The sequence below is a fragment of the Bradyrhizobium agreste genome (assembly GCF_016031625.1).
Classification (GTDB): Bacteria; Pseudomonadota; Alphaproteobacteria; order Rhizobiales; family Xanthobacteraceae; genus Bradyrhizobium; species Bradyrhizobium agreste.
Genome location: NZ_JACCHP010000007.1, coordinates 93,594 through 107,264, shown reverse-complemented (window position 1 = coordinate 107,264; position 13,671 = coordinate 93,594). Strand labels below are relative to the sequence as shown.

Below are 13,671 nucleotides of genomic sequence, written 5' to 3'. Positions count from 1 at the left end.
GAGATTGCCCTCGTGACCCCCATCATGATCGCTGCCCTCGGATTGCTGATGGTGGCCACGGCGTTCCTGTCCGGGCTGTTCGGCATGGCGGGCGGGCTGATCCTGATCGGCGTGCTGCTGGCCCTGATGCCGCTGCCGACCGCCATGGTGCTGCATGCGATCACGCAGATGGCGTCGAACGGGTGGCGCGCGTTCCTGTGGCGGGCGCATATCCGCTGGCGGCCGGTGGCGAACTACATGGTCGGCGCGACTGTGGCGCTCGCCGCCTGGTCGCTGACCCGCTACGTGCCGGACAAGCCGACGGCGCTGCTGCTGCTCGGCATCACCCCGTTCATGGCGCGGCTCCTGCCCGCGAACGTCAAGCCGGATCCCGACCGTCTCTGGCAGGGCACGGTCTACGGCACGATGTGCATGGGCCTGATGCTGATGACCGGCGTCTCCGGCCCGCTGCTCGACACCTTTTTCCTCGGTGGCGATTTCGGCCGGCGCGAGAAGGTGGCGACGAAGGCGATGTGCCAGCTCGTCAGCCATTTCACCAAGCTGATTTATTTCGGCGGCATCATCGACCAGGCCGCGAGCCTCGATCCCGTGCTCGCCGTCGTCGCGGTCGCAGCCTCGATGCTCGGCACCACGCTGGCGCGGCGCATTCTCGAAGCCATGACCGACCAGCAGTTCATCGCCTGGTCGAACAAGCTGATCACCACGATCGCCTGCTACTACATCGCCCATGGCGGCTGGCTGTTGCTGCGTGCGCCGGTTCTGGCCGCCTTCGACAAGGGAGGTTTGCAATGAGCGAGACCGCCGATCCGCTGGTGCTGGACTTCGTCGAATGGGTCGCGCGCGAGCCGCGCGCTTACGCCGAGGTGCTCGCGACCTGGAAGACCTCGTGCCCGCGCCTCACCATCTGGGAGGACGCCGCCGAGCGCGGCTACGTCGCGCGCGAGACTCGGCCAGGCCTTGGGCTCGTCATTGCCGTGACGGACGGCGGCGAGAGGCTGTTGCGCGCCAACGGGCGGTGACGCGCACCTCCTCCACACCGGCATTGCGAGCGCAAGCGAAGCAATCCAGAATGCCTTTCGCGGCGGTAGACTGGATTGCTTCGTCGCATCAGCTCCTCGCAATGACAGAGCCAGTGGAGGCGCCTTTCATGTCACTCAAACTCTTCGAACTCGTCGGCACCGATTCCGCGCGCCCGTTCAGCCCGTATTGCTGGCGCACGCGGATGGCGCTGGCGCACAAGGGGCTGACGGCGGAGTCGCTACCCTGGCGCTTCACGGAGAAGAGCGCGCTTGCCCCGCACGGCTCGGAGAAGGTTCCCGTGCTGCTGCATCACGACAAGCCCGTCGTCGATTCCTGGACCATCGCGAACTATCTCGAGGACCATTTTCCGGATCGCCCGTCGCTGTTCGGCGGCGCGGGCGGCCGTGCCATGGCGCGCATGATCAATGCGTGGGGCGACATCGCCATCGTCGGCGGCATCTTTCCGCTCATCATCGCCGATATCCCGAAGAATCTGAATGAGGTCGATGCCGCCTATTTCCGCAAGTCGCGCGAGGCGCGCTTCGGCGGCAAGACTCTCGAGGAGATCATGGCAAGCCGCGATGCCGGCGTCATCGCCTTCCGCAAGTCGCTGGAGGTGATGCGTCAGACATTCAAGACGCAGCCCTTCATCGGCGGGGATGCGCCGAACTACGCCGACTATATCGCGTTCGGCGGCTTCCAATGGGCGCGTGTGGTCAGCCCGTTCAAGCTGCTCGAAGCGGATGATCCGGTCTATGCCTGGCGCGAAAAGCTGCTGGATGCGTTCGACGGCATGGCGCGGAAGTCGCCGGGGCATGAGGTGTGATCTTCGTAGCCCGGATGGAGCGCAGCGCAATCCGGGATTTGCGTGCGCGGAATGATTCCCGGATTACGCTTGCGCTCCATCCGGGCTACACGCCGCCGCTTTCCGCAAACATTCCCGGCACAGGCAGTCCTCGCCCGCGACCGGCATCGGCAGCCGTCCCGTCTCCCCCGCGCACCAGCAGGTCCCTGAGATATCGCAGCCGAATTCGCTGCCGCAACGGGAACAGGTGAGACGGCGCGCAAATGCCGGCGCTGCCGGCATTTCTTTCGGATTTGTCATGATCTACGTCGAAGCTTCGCCGTCATTTTCATGTCGGGTTCATCTGCCGCCGCGGTATATTACGCGCCGCCCGCGTCGCAGGATAGCACCTCCCGACGCGCGAAGGACAGATCATCGATGGCCCGCGATTCGCAAGCCGCCCTCGTCGCGCTCAATCGCTTCGGCTTCGGCGCCCGCGGAGGTGCATCGGGCGATCTCGTCAACGCAAGCTCCGATCCGCGCGGCTTCGTGAAGGCCGAGCTTTCGCGCCCCAATGGCGTGCTGCTGGAAGCGCCGGGCCTGCGATCGACGCCGCAACTCGGGCAGGCCGTGTTTGCCTATCAGGATGAGGTCAAGCAGGCGCGTGAGGCGGCGAAGACCGCTGCGCCCGCCGAGGCGCCGGCACAAGCGCCTGCCGATCAGAAGCCGCCCTTGCGCCGCAATCTCTCACTGAATGCCGCGGCAGAGATCACCGCCCAAATGGCCGATGCAAAGCCCGCAGGCAGCGCACCGCAGCCCGAGACCATGCAGCCGAACGCGGCCGCGCCGCAGCCCGCCGCCAAGCCCGCGCCGCAGCCGCTCAACGTGATCCAGAAAACCTTTCGCGCCGAGGCGCTGGCGCGGTTGCAGCGCGCCACGCTTGCCGAGTGCGGCTTCACCGAGCGCCTCGTGGTGTTCTGGTCCAATCATTTCTGCATCTCCGCCAGCAAGGGCGAGCTGGCGCGGATCTGGGCCGGCGCGTTCGAGCGCGAGGCGATCAGGCCGCACGTGCTCGGGCGCTTCGCCGACATGCTGAGGGCGGTCGAGCAGCATCCGGCGATGCTGTTCTTCCTCGACAACCAGCAATCGCTTGGACCTGACTCGCGCGCGGGGCAAAACCGCAAGCGCGGGCTGAACGAAAATCTCGCGCGCGAAATCATGGAGCTGCATACGCTCGGCGTCGGCGGCGGCTACACGCAAGGCGACGTCACCTCGCTCGCGCGCATCATCACCGGCTGGACCTTTGCCGGCAGGCAAGGGCAGCTCGGGCTCCCCGGCTCCTTCGTCTTCAACGCCAATGCGCATCAGCCCGGGCCGCAGGTCCTGCTCGGCAAGACCTATGATCAGGCCGGCCTCGCACAGGGCGAAGCCGCGCTCGCCGATCTCGCGCGGCATCCCTCGACGGCGAATTTCATCGCAACCAAGTTCGTCCGTCACTTCGTCGCGGACGAGCCTCCGCCGGCGCTCGTTGCGCGCCTGCGCGACGTCTTCGTCAAGACCGACGGCGATCTCAAGGCGCTGGCGACGGCGCTGGTCGATTCCGATGAAGCATGGAAGGCGCCGCTCACCAAGATGCGCTCGCCATACGATTTCCTGGTTGCGAGCGGCCGGCTGCTGGCACGCGTGCCGGAGGATCCCGGTGCCTATCTGAACAACCTCAATCTGCTCGGCCAGCCGCTGTGGTCGCCGCCGGGCCCCAACGGCTTTCCTGATACCAACGCCGCCTGGGCCGCGCCTGAAGGCATCAAGCTCAGGCTCGACATCGCGGCGCAGATCGGCGCGCGGCTCGGCAACAACATCGATCCGCTCGACCTGCTGGAATTCGCCGCCGCCGATGCCGCCTCGGCCGAGACGCGGCGGACCATCGAGCGCGCGGAGTCGCGGCAGCAGGCGCTGGCGCTGCTGTTGATGTCGCCGGAAATGCAGAGGAGATGATGATGACCGACTGCGTCGAGAACCGGCTTCTCACATCGCGCCGTGGTCTCCTGCTCGGCGGCGCCTGCTTTGCGGCCTGGGCTTACCTGCCGAAATTCACCCGCGCGGCCGACGGGCGCGATCCGCGGTTGATCGTGGTGATCCTGCGCGGCGCGCTCGACGGTCTTTCGACCGTCGCGCCGCTCGGCGATCCCGATTATGCCGGCCTGCACGGATCGATCGCGCTTGCGGCCGACGGTGCCCATCCCGCGATCATGCTGGACTCGTTCTTCGCGTTGCATCCGGCGATGCCGGAGTTTGCGCGCATGTATCGCGACAAGCACGCGGCGGTGATCCACGCGGTGGCGACGCCCTATCGCGACCGCTCGCACTTCGACGGCCAGGACGTGCTCGAAAGCGGCTATGCCGGTCCCGGCCGCGTGCAATCCGGCTGGCTCAACCGCGCGCTGGAAGCGCTGCCGCGCGGCGAGCGCGTGTCGAGCGGGCTTGCGGTCGGCCCCACCACGCCGCTGGTGCTGCGCGGCAGCGCGCCCACCGTCGGCTGGGCGCCGGTCGCACTGCCGCAGGCCGATGACGACACCGCGATGCGCCTGGTCGAACTCTACCGCCATCGCGATCCCGCGCTGGCCTCCGCATTGTCGCAAGGCCTCCAGCTCGACAAGGCGGCGAGCGGCGACCACATGAAAGCTGCGCGCGGCAACGCCGTCGCACAGATGCGGCAGGTCGCGCGCGGCGCCGCAAAGCTGATGGCGGCCGATGACGGCCCGCGCATCGCCGCGCTCGCCTTCGACGGCTGGGACACGCATGCCAATGAAGGCGGCCCTGTGGGGCGCCTCGCCTTCCTGCTCGGCGGCCTCGACGGCGCGCTCGCCGAGTTCGAGAGCGGCTTAAGCAATCGCTGGCGCGACACCGTCGTGGTCGTCGCCACCGAGTTCGGCCGCACCGCGCGCATCAACGGCACCGACGGCACCGATCACGGCACCGGCACGGTCGCCTTGCTCGCCGGCGGCGCGGTGCAAGGCGGCCGCGTCATCGCGGACTGGCCGGGCCTCAAGCTCGCGAACCTGTATGAGGGCCGCGACCTCAAGCCGACGACGGATCTGCGCTCGGTGATCAAAGGTGTGCTGCAAGACCAGTTCGGCCTGTCCGATCGCGTGCTGGCCGAGACGGTGTTTCCCGACAGCGCAAGCGCAAGGCCGATGAAGGGGCTGGTCGTGTAAGCCGTCATTCCGGGGCGCGCGAAAGCGCGAACTATGATGCGCAATTGCGCATCTGAGAAGCCATTCATCCACGGGTTTTGCCTCAAAATGGATTCCGGGCCCGCGCCTTGCGGCGCGTCCCGGAATGACGAGATAATGGCGCAGCATCAGGAGACACCACACCATGTACATCGCCATGAACCGCTTCCGCGTCGCCAAGGGCTCCGAGGCTGCCTTCGAGCAGGTCTGGCTCACGCGCGATACCCATCTCGACAAGGTGCCGGGCTTCATCGAGTTTCATCTGCTGCGCGGCCCGGAAGCCGAGGACCACACGCTGTACGCCTCGCACACCGTATGGGCGAATTATGCGGTGTTCGAGGCCTGGACCAAGTCGGAAGCGTTTCGCGCAGCGCATCACAAGGCCGGCGACAACAAGCCGCTTTATCTCGGCCATCCTCAGTTTGAGGGCTTCGAAGTGATGCAGACCGTGGCGCGCGGCGCCAAGTAGCGCGGCCAGCAAAAAAATGCGGCCCCTGTCAGACGCGGCGACTGACGGGGACCGCTTGGGGCGCATGATCGGTGACGGGGGCCTGACCAGACGCAGGGGCAGCGTAGCCTTGCTGTGTTACGCGCGGGTGACAGGCGGAGTTATCCACAGCCCTCCGACTCAGAAGATCTTGCGATAAACGATGAAGCCGGAGCGCTCCGCGACCTTGTCGTACAGGCGCTGCGCCGTGACATTGGTCTCGTGCGTCTGCCAGTAGACGCGCGGCGATCCCGCCAGCTTCGCCCGTTCGTAGACGCCATGGATCAGTGCCGAGCCGACGCCCTTGCCGCGCGCGGCCTCTGATGTGAACAGGTCCTGCAGATAGCAGGACGGCTCGATCGCGGTGGTGCTGCGATGGAACAGATAATGCGTCAGCCCGAGCAGGCGGCCATCGCTTTCGGCGACCAGCGCATGCATCGGCTCATAGGCATCGAAGAAGCGCTGCCACGTCATTCGCGTGATCTCGGGCGCGAGCGCGGTCGGACCGGAGCGGCCGTAAAAGGCGTTGTAGCCGTCCCACAGCGGCAGCCATTGATCGTAATCCAGCCTGGTGACGGCGCGAATGATGAGCGACATGAGAATTTCCGCGATCGATGAAGTATCCTTCATACGTGATGAAGGGCGAGGCAATCAATCGCGTCAAGATGAGGATTGGTTGAGTCGGTGCCGGCTCAGAATTCGGATCACCTCTCCCGTAGGGAGAGGTCGGGTCGCATCGCAAGATGCGATCCGGGTGAGGAGTTACGCTCTCACCGATTGACGCGGCCCCTCACCCGGATTGCTGCGCAATCCGACCTCTCCCCGCTGGGGAGAGGTGAACCTCAAGCAACCAGCGGAGCTTGAATTCAACACGCTCTACTCTGCAACGCGCAAGGACCGGATCAGCTTGCGGTTCGCGGGATCGCGCAGCGAGCGGTAATAGTCGGCGCTCGCCGGCGCATCGGTGTGGCGCACCAGGTCGGTCACCGGGGTGTAGCTCAGCATCCGCCCGCCGTCGGGTAGTGCGGTGCAGACGAAGCGCAGCACCTCGCCGTTGCGCAGCTTGATGTTGATCGGCGTGGCATCGCCGACCCGCACCATCTCCATGCGCTGGGCGATGAAGGTGCCGAGCTCGTCCTCGGGCAGCTCGAATGCGCCGGTGTCGCGGCCGTGATACATCAGCGCGATGAAGGGGGGCCTCGCGTCAGCGATCTCGTCCGGCACCGCAAAATAGTCGCGGAACGCGCGGTTGATGAATTCGGCCCGGGTTTCGGCATCCAGCAGCACGATGCCGATATCGACCTGGTCGAGCGCGGCCGACAGCCGTGCGGCGATGGTGTGGCTGCGGCGCTCGGCCGCGAAGCTGCCGAGCAGCCGCTCGCGCATCAGCCCGGTGATGCCGGCGGTGCCGAAAGCGGTGACAGCCAGAAGCCCGAGCTGCACCAGATCGGTGGCGCCGTGGCCGGAAACGCCGTCGCGATTGAGGAAGAACAGTGCCGCGCCAATCACCGCGACGATCGCGGTCGTCACGGCGGAGGCGAGACCTGCGAGCGCGCCGGCGAGAGCCACGATGCCGACGAACAGCGGGGCGGGCGAGGGCGCGGGGACGAAGCGATCGAGCAGCATCGCCAGCAGCAGGGCCGCTGCCATCAGCGCCGGACCGGAGATCACACGCCATCCAAACCGCATGGACCTGTCTCGCTCCTCCCGAACGAGGTAAGGGCGCAACACTGACGATTGTTGCGTGGCGGCGATGCGATTTCGTGCAGCGTGCTTAAGGCGCGCTTGCGCGCAAGCGTAAGGCTTTCGGATGATTTTAGACCATGTGCGCGTGCTTGACGCGCTGCTGCAGCGTCGGCGCATTCAGCGTCGAGGTGCCCGCGCCCTTGCGCGTGCCGACGATGATCAACAGCGAGGCCGCGACCAGGATGGCCGCAGTCAGGGTGATCGCAACGACTACCACAGGTGATTTCATCGACGTCCTGTCGCGATGCCGGTCGGCGCGGGCCGCACGGCGCCCTGAAGGCTGGTCCAGGATGAAACGGGAATCAGACCGGCAGGCCCATCGCCATGGTCGCCTTGGTCGACAGCACCGTCAGGGTGACGATCAGGCACAGCGAGAGCGCGGCGACGGCGAGCGAGGCCGCGACAGCATGGGTGAGCCGGGAAGACGCGACGGTAGCGGATGGGCTCTGAAACCCCGCTGTGCCGGACGCCCGCATCATGGTCTAAATCCTTCAACACGCGAGCGAATCACCCGCGACTTTCCAGAATTTCCCAGTTTCAACCGGCAACATTGCGGCGGCGACCGCGCCGAAAGTGGCGGGATTGCGGCAAAGATAGCCTTATGCCCGCTATTCGCCGGAGCGGGACACGCCGTCAGGCGCTCGCGGCGATGCTGGCGGGGTCGTCGATGTCGGCGGGGCGCCAATCCATCGTGACGAAGCCGGGCGTGGCTTCGACGCGCTTCAGCCAGTCCCGGATCGCCGGGAAGGCCTGGAGGTCGAAATCGCAGCGTTCGGCGAGGTGGGTGTAGCCGTACAGCGCGATGTCGGCGACCGTGAGCTGGCGCGCGGCGAAATAGGCATTGGTCTTGAGGTGGTTCTCCATCACCTGGAGCGCGCCATAGCCGCGCTCCATCCAGTCCTCCAGCGAATGGGTCTGCAGGTCGCGGCCGCCCTTGACCAGCGACAGCCAGAAATAGGCTGCACCGATGTTCGGCTCGAGCGCGTGCTGCTCGAAGAACATCCATTGCAGTGCCTCGGCGCGGTCGATGCGGTTTTCCGGCGCGAGCGGCGTGCCGACGGCGACGTACCACAGGATGGCATTGGATTCGGCGAGATAGCGGTCCTCGCCGACCTCGAGCAGCGGCACCTGCCCCGACGGGTTCTTCGCGAGGAAATCCGGCGTGCGGCTCTCGCCGCGCAGAATGTCCACCTCCACCGCTTCGTAAGGCAGGTTGAGCAGCGCCAGCGCAAGGCGGACCTTGTAGCTGTTGCCCGAGCGTTGCATCGAATAGAGTTTGTACATTCTGGCGTTCGGATCCGAGGACAGGAAAACGCGGCGCTCGTTGCCGCGCGAGGCGGCTAAACAATGATGCCGATGCGAATCCGCCGCAAGAGCCGGCCGATAGAAAAACTCGAAAACCCTACCGCACTGCAATGCCAAGGAAGATCATTTCCGCGACGATGCAATTCAGTTCACGCTTGCGTCAATGCGTGGAGGCATTGCGCCGTGCGTGGTGCGAAGACGGTGGAGCTGCCAACGCTAAGCCGCTGAAACCTCCGCATCGTCATGGCCGGGCTTGTCCCGGCCATCCACGTCTTAGCGATGCCGCACCAAGAACATGGATGGCCGGGACAAGCCCGGCCATGACGACCTTCTGTTTTGATCGCGAGGGAGCTTGAAATTGCTCCGAGGACAGGCCTTGCCGGATATGAGGGGTTTGGCCGGCAAAGTTGCGCAATATTGCGGGAAATCGCGCCTCGGAGCGCGCCAAATCGTAAACTTTTCCGCGATCGGGCCGAAGTTTCTTGCGGCGCAGCGGCACACGTTTTAGGGTGGCTCATTCCCACAATCAGAGTCGTGAGGCGAAGGGCTTCACGACGCTCGCCAGGAGATGATGATGTCCTTCCTTGCCGCTGCGCTCGACCGTGTGAAGCCGTCCGCGACCATCGCGGTCACGGATAAAGCACGCGCGCTGAAAGCGGCGGGACGCAACGTCATCGGCCTCGGTGCCGGCGAGCCCGACTTCGACACGCCCGCCAACATCAAGCTGGCGGCGATCCGCGCCATCGAAGCCGGCAAGACCAAGTACACCGCGGTCGACGGCATCCCCGAGCTGAAGGAAGCCATCATCGCGAAGTTTCAGCGCGAGAACGGCGTCGCCTACAGGCCGAACCAGATCATCGTCGGCACCGGCGGCAAGCAGGTGCTCTACAACGCGTTGATGGCGACCATCAATCCGGGCGACGAGGTGATCATTCCCGCGCCCTATTGGGTCAGCTATCCCGAGATGGTCGCACTCGCGGGCGGTGAGCCGGTGCCGGTGGTCTGCACCGCCGCGACCGGCTTCAAGCTCCAGGCCGAAGCGCTCGAGCGCGCGATCACGCCGAAGACCAAATGGGTCATCCTGTGCTCGCCGTCGAACCCGACCGGAGCTGCGTACACGCGTTCGGAACTGAAAGCGCTCACCGACGTGCTGATGAAGCATCCCCACGTCTGGGTGATGACCGACGACATGTACGAGCATCTCGTCTATGACGACTTCCAGTTCACCACCGTCGCGCAGGTCGAGCCCGGTCTCTACGACCGCACGCTCACGGTGAACGGCGTCTCCAAGGCCTATTGCATGACCGGCTGGCGCATCGGCTATGCCGGCGGCCCCGCTCAGCTCATCAAGGCGATGTCGACGATCCAGTCGCAGTCGACCTCGAACCCGTGCTCGATCGCGCAATGGGCCTCCGTCGAGGCGCTGAACGGTCCGCAGGAGTTCATTCCCGCCAACAACAAGGTGTTCAAGGAGCGCCGCGACCTCGTCGTCTCCATGCTCAACCAGGCCAGCGGCATCGAATGCCCGCGCCCCGAGGGCGCGTTCTACGTCTATCCGTCCTGCGCCGGCACCATCGGCAAGACAGCGCCGTCGGGCAACGTGATCTCGAACGACGAGCAGTTCGTCACCGAGCTCCTGGAGACCGAAGGCGTCGCCGTGGTGCAGGGTTCGGCCTTCGGCCTTGGACCGGCATTCCGCATCTCCTATGCGACCAAGACCTCGGACCTCGAAGACGCCTGCAAGCGCATCCAGCGCTTCTGCGGCAATCTGCGGTAAGCCGAAGACAGTGCGAATTGCAAAGGCCCGCTTCGGCGGGCCTTTTTTGTTGGTGTTTCTATAAGCGCAGTCGGACGGACTTTGTTTCCGGTCGGCGTTGTGCCCGGCCCCTCACCCGGATCACATCTGCGATGTGATCCGACCTCTCCCCGCGGAAGTGCGGGGAGAGGTTCAAGTAGCGCCTGACGGTCGCTCGTTTGCATCGTGAGGGACGCCTCGCTCTCTCGCTCCCTCGCCCCGTTCTTACGGGGAGAGGGTGGGGTGAGGGGCCTCTCTCCGCAAGTTCGATTCTAAACGCGTGCGATCTGGCACGGCCGCGGCTCTTGTGGCATAGACGCGCAACACGGGTGGGGCGCTCTCTCTGCTCGCATCACATCATCGCGGGAGATATTTCATGCGCCGTTCGTTCCTCTTCGCCGGCCTCGCCGCTGCCGGCCTCATTGCCTCCGTCGTGAACGCTGGCGCGCAGCAGCGGATGGCGCGGGTCGGCGTGCTCGAATGCCGCGGCGGCGCCAGCGTCGGCTTCATCGTGGGGTCGGTGACCCATCTCGGCTGCGTGTTGCGCGCCGACGGCTTGCCCGACGACCGCTATGTCGCGACCATCCGCAAGGTCGGCCTCGACATCGGTATCACCCAGGAGACGGCTTTGGCCTGGGGCGTGTTCGCGCCGGTCGACCGGCTCGGCCCCGGCGACCTCGCCGGCAATTACGCCGGCGCGCAGGGCAGCGCCTCGATCGGCGTCGGCCTCGGCGGCAACGTGCTGGTCGGCGGCTCCAACAATTCGATCGCGCTCCAGCCGCTCAGCGTGCAGGGCCAGGTCGGCCTCAACGTCGCTGCGGGCCTCGAGAGTCTGGAACTCCGTCCGGGCCGTTGAGCGCCTGGGGCGGTGCTGCTTCACCTCTCCCGAAGGGAGAGGTCGGATCGCATCAAAGATGCGATCCGGGTGAGGGGTTAAGGTCTCACTCTATGCCGCGGCCCCTCACCCGGATTGCTCAGGCGCGCAATTGCGCGCCATAGCAATCCGACCTCTCCCCGCTGGGGAGAGGTGGAACACTGACGACGCACCGCAGCGACGTTTGATGCTTGCCAAATCTAAGGGAGGGGCAGAGCATCGGCGTTTGCCGACCCAATCACGGGCCGAGCTCCACACCAAGGAGGCGGCGAATGGGACAAGACGTCAGAAGTCCCCGAGGTCCACGGTGCATCGCGCTGGTGGGCCCTTTCCAAAGCGGTAAAACCACACTTCTGGAAGCAATATTGGCGCGAACGGGTGCAATCCCGCGCGCCGGCAGCGTCGATGCCGGAACTTCCGTCGGCGACGCCACGCCGGAGGCCCGTGATCACAAGATGACCGTCGGCCTCACTGCCGCCACCACGAGTTTCATGGGCGACAGCTACACATTCCTCGATTGTCCCGGTTCCATCGAGTTTGCCCACGACATGCGCGCCGCGTTGCCTGCGGTCGACGCCGCAATCGTGGTCTGCGAGGCCGACGAGAAGAAGCTGCCGCAGCTTCAGATCATCCTGCGCGAGCTGGAGGAGCTGAAGATCCCGCGTTTCCTGTTCCTCAACAAGATCGACCGCGCGAACGAGCGCATCCGCGAGACCCTCGCGATGCTGCAGCCCGCCTCGCGCGTGCCGTTGGTGCTGCGCCAGATCCCGATCTGGAAGGGTGAGCTAATCGAGGGCTTCGTCGATCTCGCGCTGGAGCGCGCCTTCATCTATCGCGAGCACAAGGCCTCCGAGGTGATCGCGCTCGAAGGCGGCGATCTCGATCGCGAAAAGGAAGCCCGCTTCTCGATGCTGGAGAAGCTCGCCGATCACGACGATGCGCTGATGGAGCAGCTGCTCGAGGACATCCAGCCGCCGCGCGACGCCGTCTTCGACGATCTCGCCCGCGAATTGCGGGAGGGGCTGATTTGCCCGGTGCTGCTCGGCGCCGCCGCGCGCGAGAACGGCGTGCTGCGCCTGATGAAGGCGCTGCGTCACGAGGCGCCCGGCGTCGCGGAGACCGCAACACGTCTCGGCGTAACCGAGACCAAAGACGCGCTCGGCTACGTCTTCAAGACGCTGCATTCGCAGCACGGCGGAAAGCTGTCGCTGACGCGGCTGCTCGCCGGCCATCTCGACGACGGTGCCACGCTGCAATCCTCGTCCGGCGGCGCAGGGCGCATCTCCGGCATCCTCGCCGTCAACGGCGCCTACGACACCAAGCGTGCCTCGGCCGAAGCCGGCGACACCGTGGCGCTCGCCAAGCTCGATCCGGTCAAGACCGGTGACACGGTTTCGAACGGCAAGACGCCGCCCTCGGCATTGATCACGATCGAGCCGACGCCGCCGGTGCTCGCGATCTCGGTCGCGGCCACCGACCGCAAGGACGACGTCAAGCTCGGCCAGGCCTTGATGCGCCTGCATGAGGAGGATCCCTCGCTCATGATCGTGCAGAACGCCAAGACCCACGACACCGTGCTGTGGGGCCAGGGCGAGATGCACCTGCGTGTGGCCAGCGAGCGCTTGCGCGACCGCTTCGGCGTCAAGGTCACCTCGCATCCGCCTGCGATCGGCTATCAGGAGACCATCCGCAAGCCGATCACCCAGCGCGGCCGTCACAAGAAGCAGTCCGGCGGCCACGGCCAGTTCGGCGATGTCGTGCTCGACATCAAGCCGCTGCCGCGCGGTGACGGCTTCAAATTCGCCGAGACGGTGGTGGGCGGTGCGGTGCCGCGCAACTACATCCCGGCGGTGGAGGAGGGCGTCGTCGATGGCCTGGCGCGCGGTCCGCTCGGTTTCCCTGTCACCGACGTAGAGGTGACGCTGACCGACGGCTCCTATCACAGCGTCGATAGCTCCGATCTCGCCTTCCGCACGGCAGCGCGGGTCGGGCTCAACGAAGGCCTGCCGCAATGTCAGCCGGTGCTGCTGGAGCCGATCCACGTGGTCGAGATCGTCTGCCCGACCGACGCTACCGCCAAGATCAACGCCATCCTGTCGGCGCGACGCGGGCAGATTCTCGGCTTCGACACCCGCGAAGGCTGGACCGGCTGGGACTGTGTCCGCGCCATGATGCCGGAAGCGGAGATCGGCGAGCTGATCGTGGAGTTGCGCTCGGCCACCGCCGGCGCCGGCAGCTTCACGCGCCAGTTCGACCACATGGCCGAAGTCACTGGCCGCGCCGCCGACCAGATTATCGCCGCCCATCAGCACGCGGCGTGAGTCTGTCTCTCGCGCAGTTAGGGACGCACGCCCTCTCTCTCCCTTTCCCCGTTCTTACGGGGAGAGGGCGGAGCCATACAACGTGTCCCGGACGCGCTGCATGCGT

The 13,671-nt window shown here is 65.9% G+C and carries 15 protein-coding genes; 9 read left to right on the top strand and 6 right to left on the bottom strand.

Annotated elements, in window-relative coordinates; all coding sequences use genetic code 11:
• The first annotated feature begins 12 nt into the window (after positions 1-12).
• From HZZ13_RS12035 to HZZ13_RS12025, 3 genes are all read left to right on the top strand, one after another.
• Positions 13-792, top strand: a complete 780-nt coding sequence (locus HZZ13_RS12035; protein WP_197959815.1) for a sulfite exporter TauE/SafE family protein — start codon at positions 13-15, stop codon at positions 790-792.
• Entirely contained in the window at positions 789-1,019 is a 231-nt protein-coding gene (locus tag HZZ13_RS12030; RefSeq protein ID WP_197959814.1) for a hypothetical protein, read from the top strand. Before HZZ13_RS12035 ends, HZZ13_RS12030 begins: the two co-directional genes overlap by 4 nt.
• 128 nt (positions 1,020-1,147) lie before the next feature.
• Positions 1,148-1,846, top strand: coding sequence for a glutathione S-transferase family protein (locus tag HZZ13_RS12025; RefSeq protein WP_197959813.1), 699 nt, complete (start codon positions 1,148-1,150; stop codon positions 1,844-1,846).
• A gap of 63 nt (positions 1,847-1,909) precedes the next feature.
• On the opposite strand, the gene HZZ13_RS36765 is transcribed toward HZZ13_RS12025, so the two are convergent.
• The gene (locus HZZ13_RS36765) at positions 1,910-2,125 is read right to left on the bottom strand and encodes a hypothetical protein (protein WP_246504396.1); all 216 of its coding nucleotides are present in this window, start codon (positions 2,123-2,125) and stop codon (positions 1,910-1,912) included.
• Positions 2,126-2,242: 117 nt separating this feature from the next.
• On the opposite strand from HZZ13_RS36765, the gene HZZ13_RS12020 reads away from it, so the two are divergent.
• The 3 genes from HZZ13_RS12020 (at position 2,243) to hmuQ (ending at position 5,506) form a co-directional block, all read left to right on the top strand.
• Positions 2,243-3,799 (top strand): DUF1800 domain-containing protein, encoded by a 1,557-nt coding sequence (locus HZZ13_RS12020; protein WP_197959812.1) that lies wholly within the window; start codon positions 2,243-2,245, stop codon positions 3,797-3,799.
• A 2-nt stretch (positions 3,800-3,801) separates the two neighbouring features.
• Positions 3,802-5,019, top strand: coding sequence for a DUF1501 domain-containing protein (locus HZZ13_RS12015; RefSeq protein WP_197959811.1), 1,218 nt, complete (start codon positions 3,802-3,804; stop codon positions 5,017-5,019).
• Positions 5,020-5,182: 163 nt separating this feature from the next.
• Positions 5,183-5,506 carry a heme-degrading protein HmuQ gene (gene hmuQ / locus HZZ13_RS12010; protein ID WP_197959810.1) on the top strand — a complete coding sequence of 108 codons (324 nt, stop codon included), beginning with the start codon at positions 5,183-5,185 and terminating at the stop codon, positions 5,504-5,506.
• 159 nt (positions 5,507-5,665) lie between these two features.
• Here hmuQ and HZZ13_RS12005 read toward each other — a convergent pair whose 3' ends face one another.
• The 5 genes from HZZ13_RS12005 to HZZ13_RS11985 form a co-directional block, all read right to left on the bottom strand.
• Positions 5,666-6,121, bottom strand: a complete 456-nt coding sequence (locus HZZ13_RS12005) for a GNAT family N-acetyltransferase (RefSeq protein ID WP_197959809.1) — start codon at positions 6,119-6,121, stop codon at positions 5,666-5,668.
• A gap of 279 nt (positions 6,122-6,400) precedes the next feature.
• Complete coding sequence (locus HZZ13_RS12000; protein ID WP_197959808.1) at positions 6,401-7,213, bottom strand: PAS-domain containing protein; 813 nt, start codon at positions 7,211-7,213, stop codon at positions 6,401-6,403.
• 127 nt (positions 7,214-7,340) lie between these two features.
• A complete protein-coding gene (locus tag HZZ13_RS11995; RefSeq protein WP_122401031.1) occupies positions 7,341-7,499 on the bottom strand; it encodes a hypothetical protein in 159 nt (52 codons plus the stop codon).
• Between the two features lie 73 nt (positions 7,500-7,572).
• Positions 7,573-7,749 carry a hypothetical protein gene (locus HZZ13_RS11990; RefSeq protein WP_162832045.1) on the bottom strand — a complete coding sequence of 59 codons (177 nt, stop codon included), beginning with the start codon at positions 7,747-7,749 and terminating at the stop codon, positions 7,573-7,575.
• 154 nt (positions 7,750-7,903) lie between these two features.
• Positions 7,904-8,554, bottom strand: coding sequence for a glutathione S-transferase family protein (locus HZZ13_RS11985; protein WP_197959807.1), 651 nt, complete (start codon positions 8,552-8,554; stop codon positions 7,904-7,906).
• A gap of 595 nt (positions 8,555-9,149) precedes the next feature.
• Between HZZ13_RS11985 and HZZ13_RS11980 the strand changes: the two genes are divergently transcribed.
• From HZZ13_RS11980 to HZZ13_RS11970, 3 genes are all read left to right on the top strand, one after another.
• Complete coding sequence (locus HZZ13_RS11980) at positions 9,150-10,352, top strand: pyridoxal phosphate-dependent aminotransferase (RefSeq protein ID WP_197959806.1); 1,203 nt, start codon at positions 9,150-9,152, stop codon at positions 10,350-10,352.
• A gap of 394 nt (positions 10,353-10,746) precedes the next feature.
• The gene (locus tag HZZ13_RS11975) at positions 10,747-11,226 is read left to right on the top strand and encodes a DUF992 domain-containing protein (RefSeq protein ID WP_197959805.1); all 480 of its coding nucleotides are present in this window, start codon (positions 10,747-10,749) and stop codon (positions 11,224-11,226) included.
• A gap of 290 nt (positions 11,227-11,516) precedes the next feature.
• A complete protein-coding gene (locus HZZ13_RS11970) occupies positions 11,517-13,565 on the top strand; it encodes an elongation factor G (protein ID WP_197959804.1) in 2,049 nt (682 codons plus the stop codon).
• The last annotated feature ends 106 nt before the right edge of the window (positions 13,566-13,671 follow it).

What these genes read in the sequence shown, in the direction of transcription:
- HZZ13_RS12030 (WP_197959814.1), top strand. Translation starts at nt 789, where the DNA reads ATGAGCGAGACCGCCGATCCGCTGGTGCTGGACTTCGTCGAATGGGTC.
- HZZ13_RS12025 (WP_197959813.1), top strand. Translation starts at nt 1,148, where the DNA reads ATGTCACTCAAACTCTTCGAACTCGTCGGCACCGATTCCGCGCGCCCG.
- HZZ13_RS36765 (WP_246504396.1), bottom strand. Translation starts at nt 2,125, where the DNA reads ATGACAAATCCGAAAGAAATGCCGGCAGCGCCGGCATTTGCGCGCCGT.
- HZZ13_RS12020 (WP_197959812.1), top strand. Translation starts at nt 2,243, where the DNA reads ATGGCCCGCGATTCGCAAGCCGCCCTCGTCGCGCTCAATCGCTTCGGC.
- HZZ13_RS12015 (WP_197959811.1), top strand. Translation starts at nt 3,802, where the DNA reads ATGACCGACTGCGTCGAGAACCGGCTTCTCACATCGCGCCGTGGTCTC.
- hmuQ (WP_197959810.1), top strand. Translation starts at nt 5,183, where the DNA reads ATGTACATCGCCATGAACCGCTTCCGCGTCGCCAAGGGCTCCGAGGCT.
- HZZ13_RS12005 (WP_197959809.1), bottom strand. Translation starts at nt 6,121, where the DNA reads ATGTCGCTCATCATTCGCGCCGTCACCAGGCTGGATTACGATCAATGG.
- HZZ13_RS12000 (WP_197959808.1), bottom strand. Translation starts at nt 7,213, where the DNA reads ATGCGGTTTGGATGGCGTGTGATCTCCGGTCCGGCGCTGATGGCAGCG.
- HZZ13_RS11995 (WP_122401031.1), bottom strand. Translation starts at nt 7,499, where the DNA reads ATGAAATCACCTGTGGTAGTCGTTGCGATCACCCTGACTGCGGCCATC.
- HZZ13_RS11990 (WP_162832045.1), bottom strand. Translation starts at nt 7,749, where the DNA reads ATGATGCGGGCGTCCGGCACAGCGGGGTTTCAGAGCCCATCCGCTACC.
- HZZ13_RS11985 (WP_197959807.1), bottom strand. Translation starts at nt 8,554, where the DNA reads ATGTACAAACTCTATTCGATGCAACGCTCGGGCAACAGCTACAAGGTC.
- HZZ13_RS11980 (WP_197959806.1), top strand. Translation starts at nt 9,150, where the DNA reads ATGTCCTTCCTTGCCGCTGCGCTCGACCGTGTGAAGCCGTCCGCGACC.
- HZZ13_RS11975 (WP_197959805.1), top strand. Translation starts at nt 10,747, where the DNA reads ATGCGCCGTTCGTTCCTCTTCGCCGGCCTCGCCGCTGCCGGCCTCATT.
- HZZ13_RS11970 (WP_197959804.1), top strand. Translation starts at nt 11,517, where the DNA reads ATGGGACAAGACGTCAGAAGTCCCCGAGGTCCACGGTGCATCGCGCTG.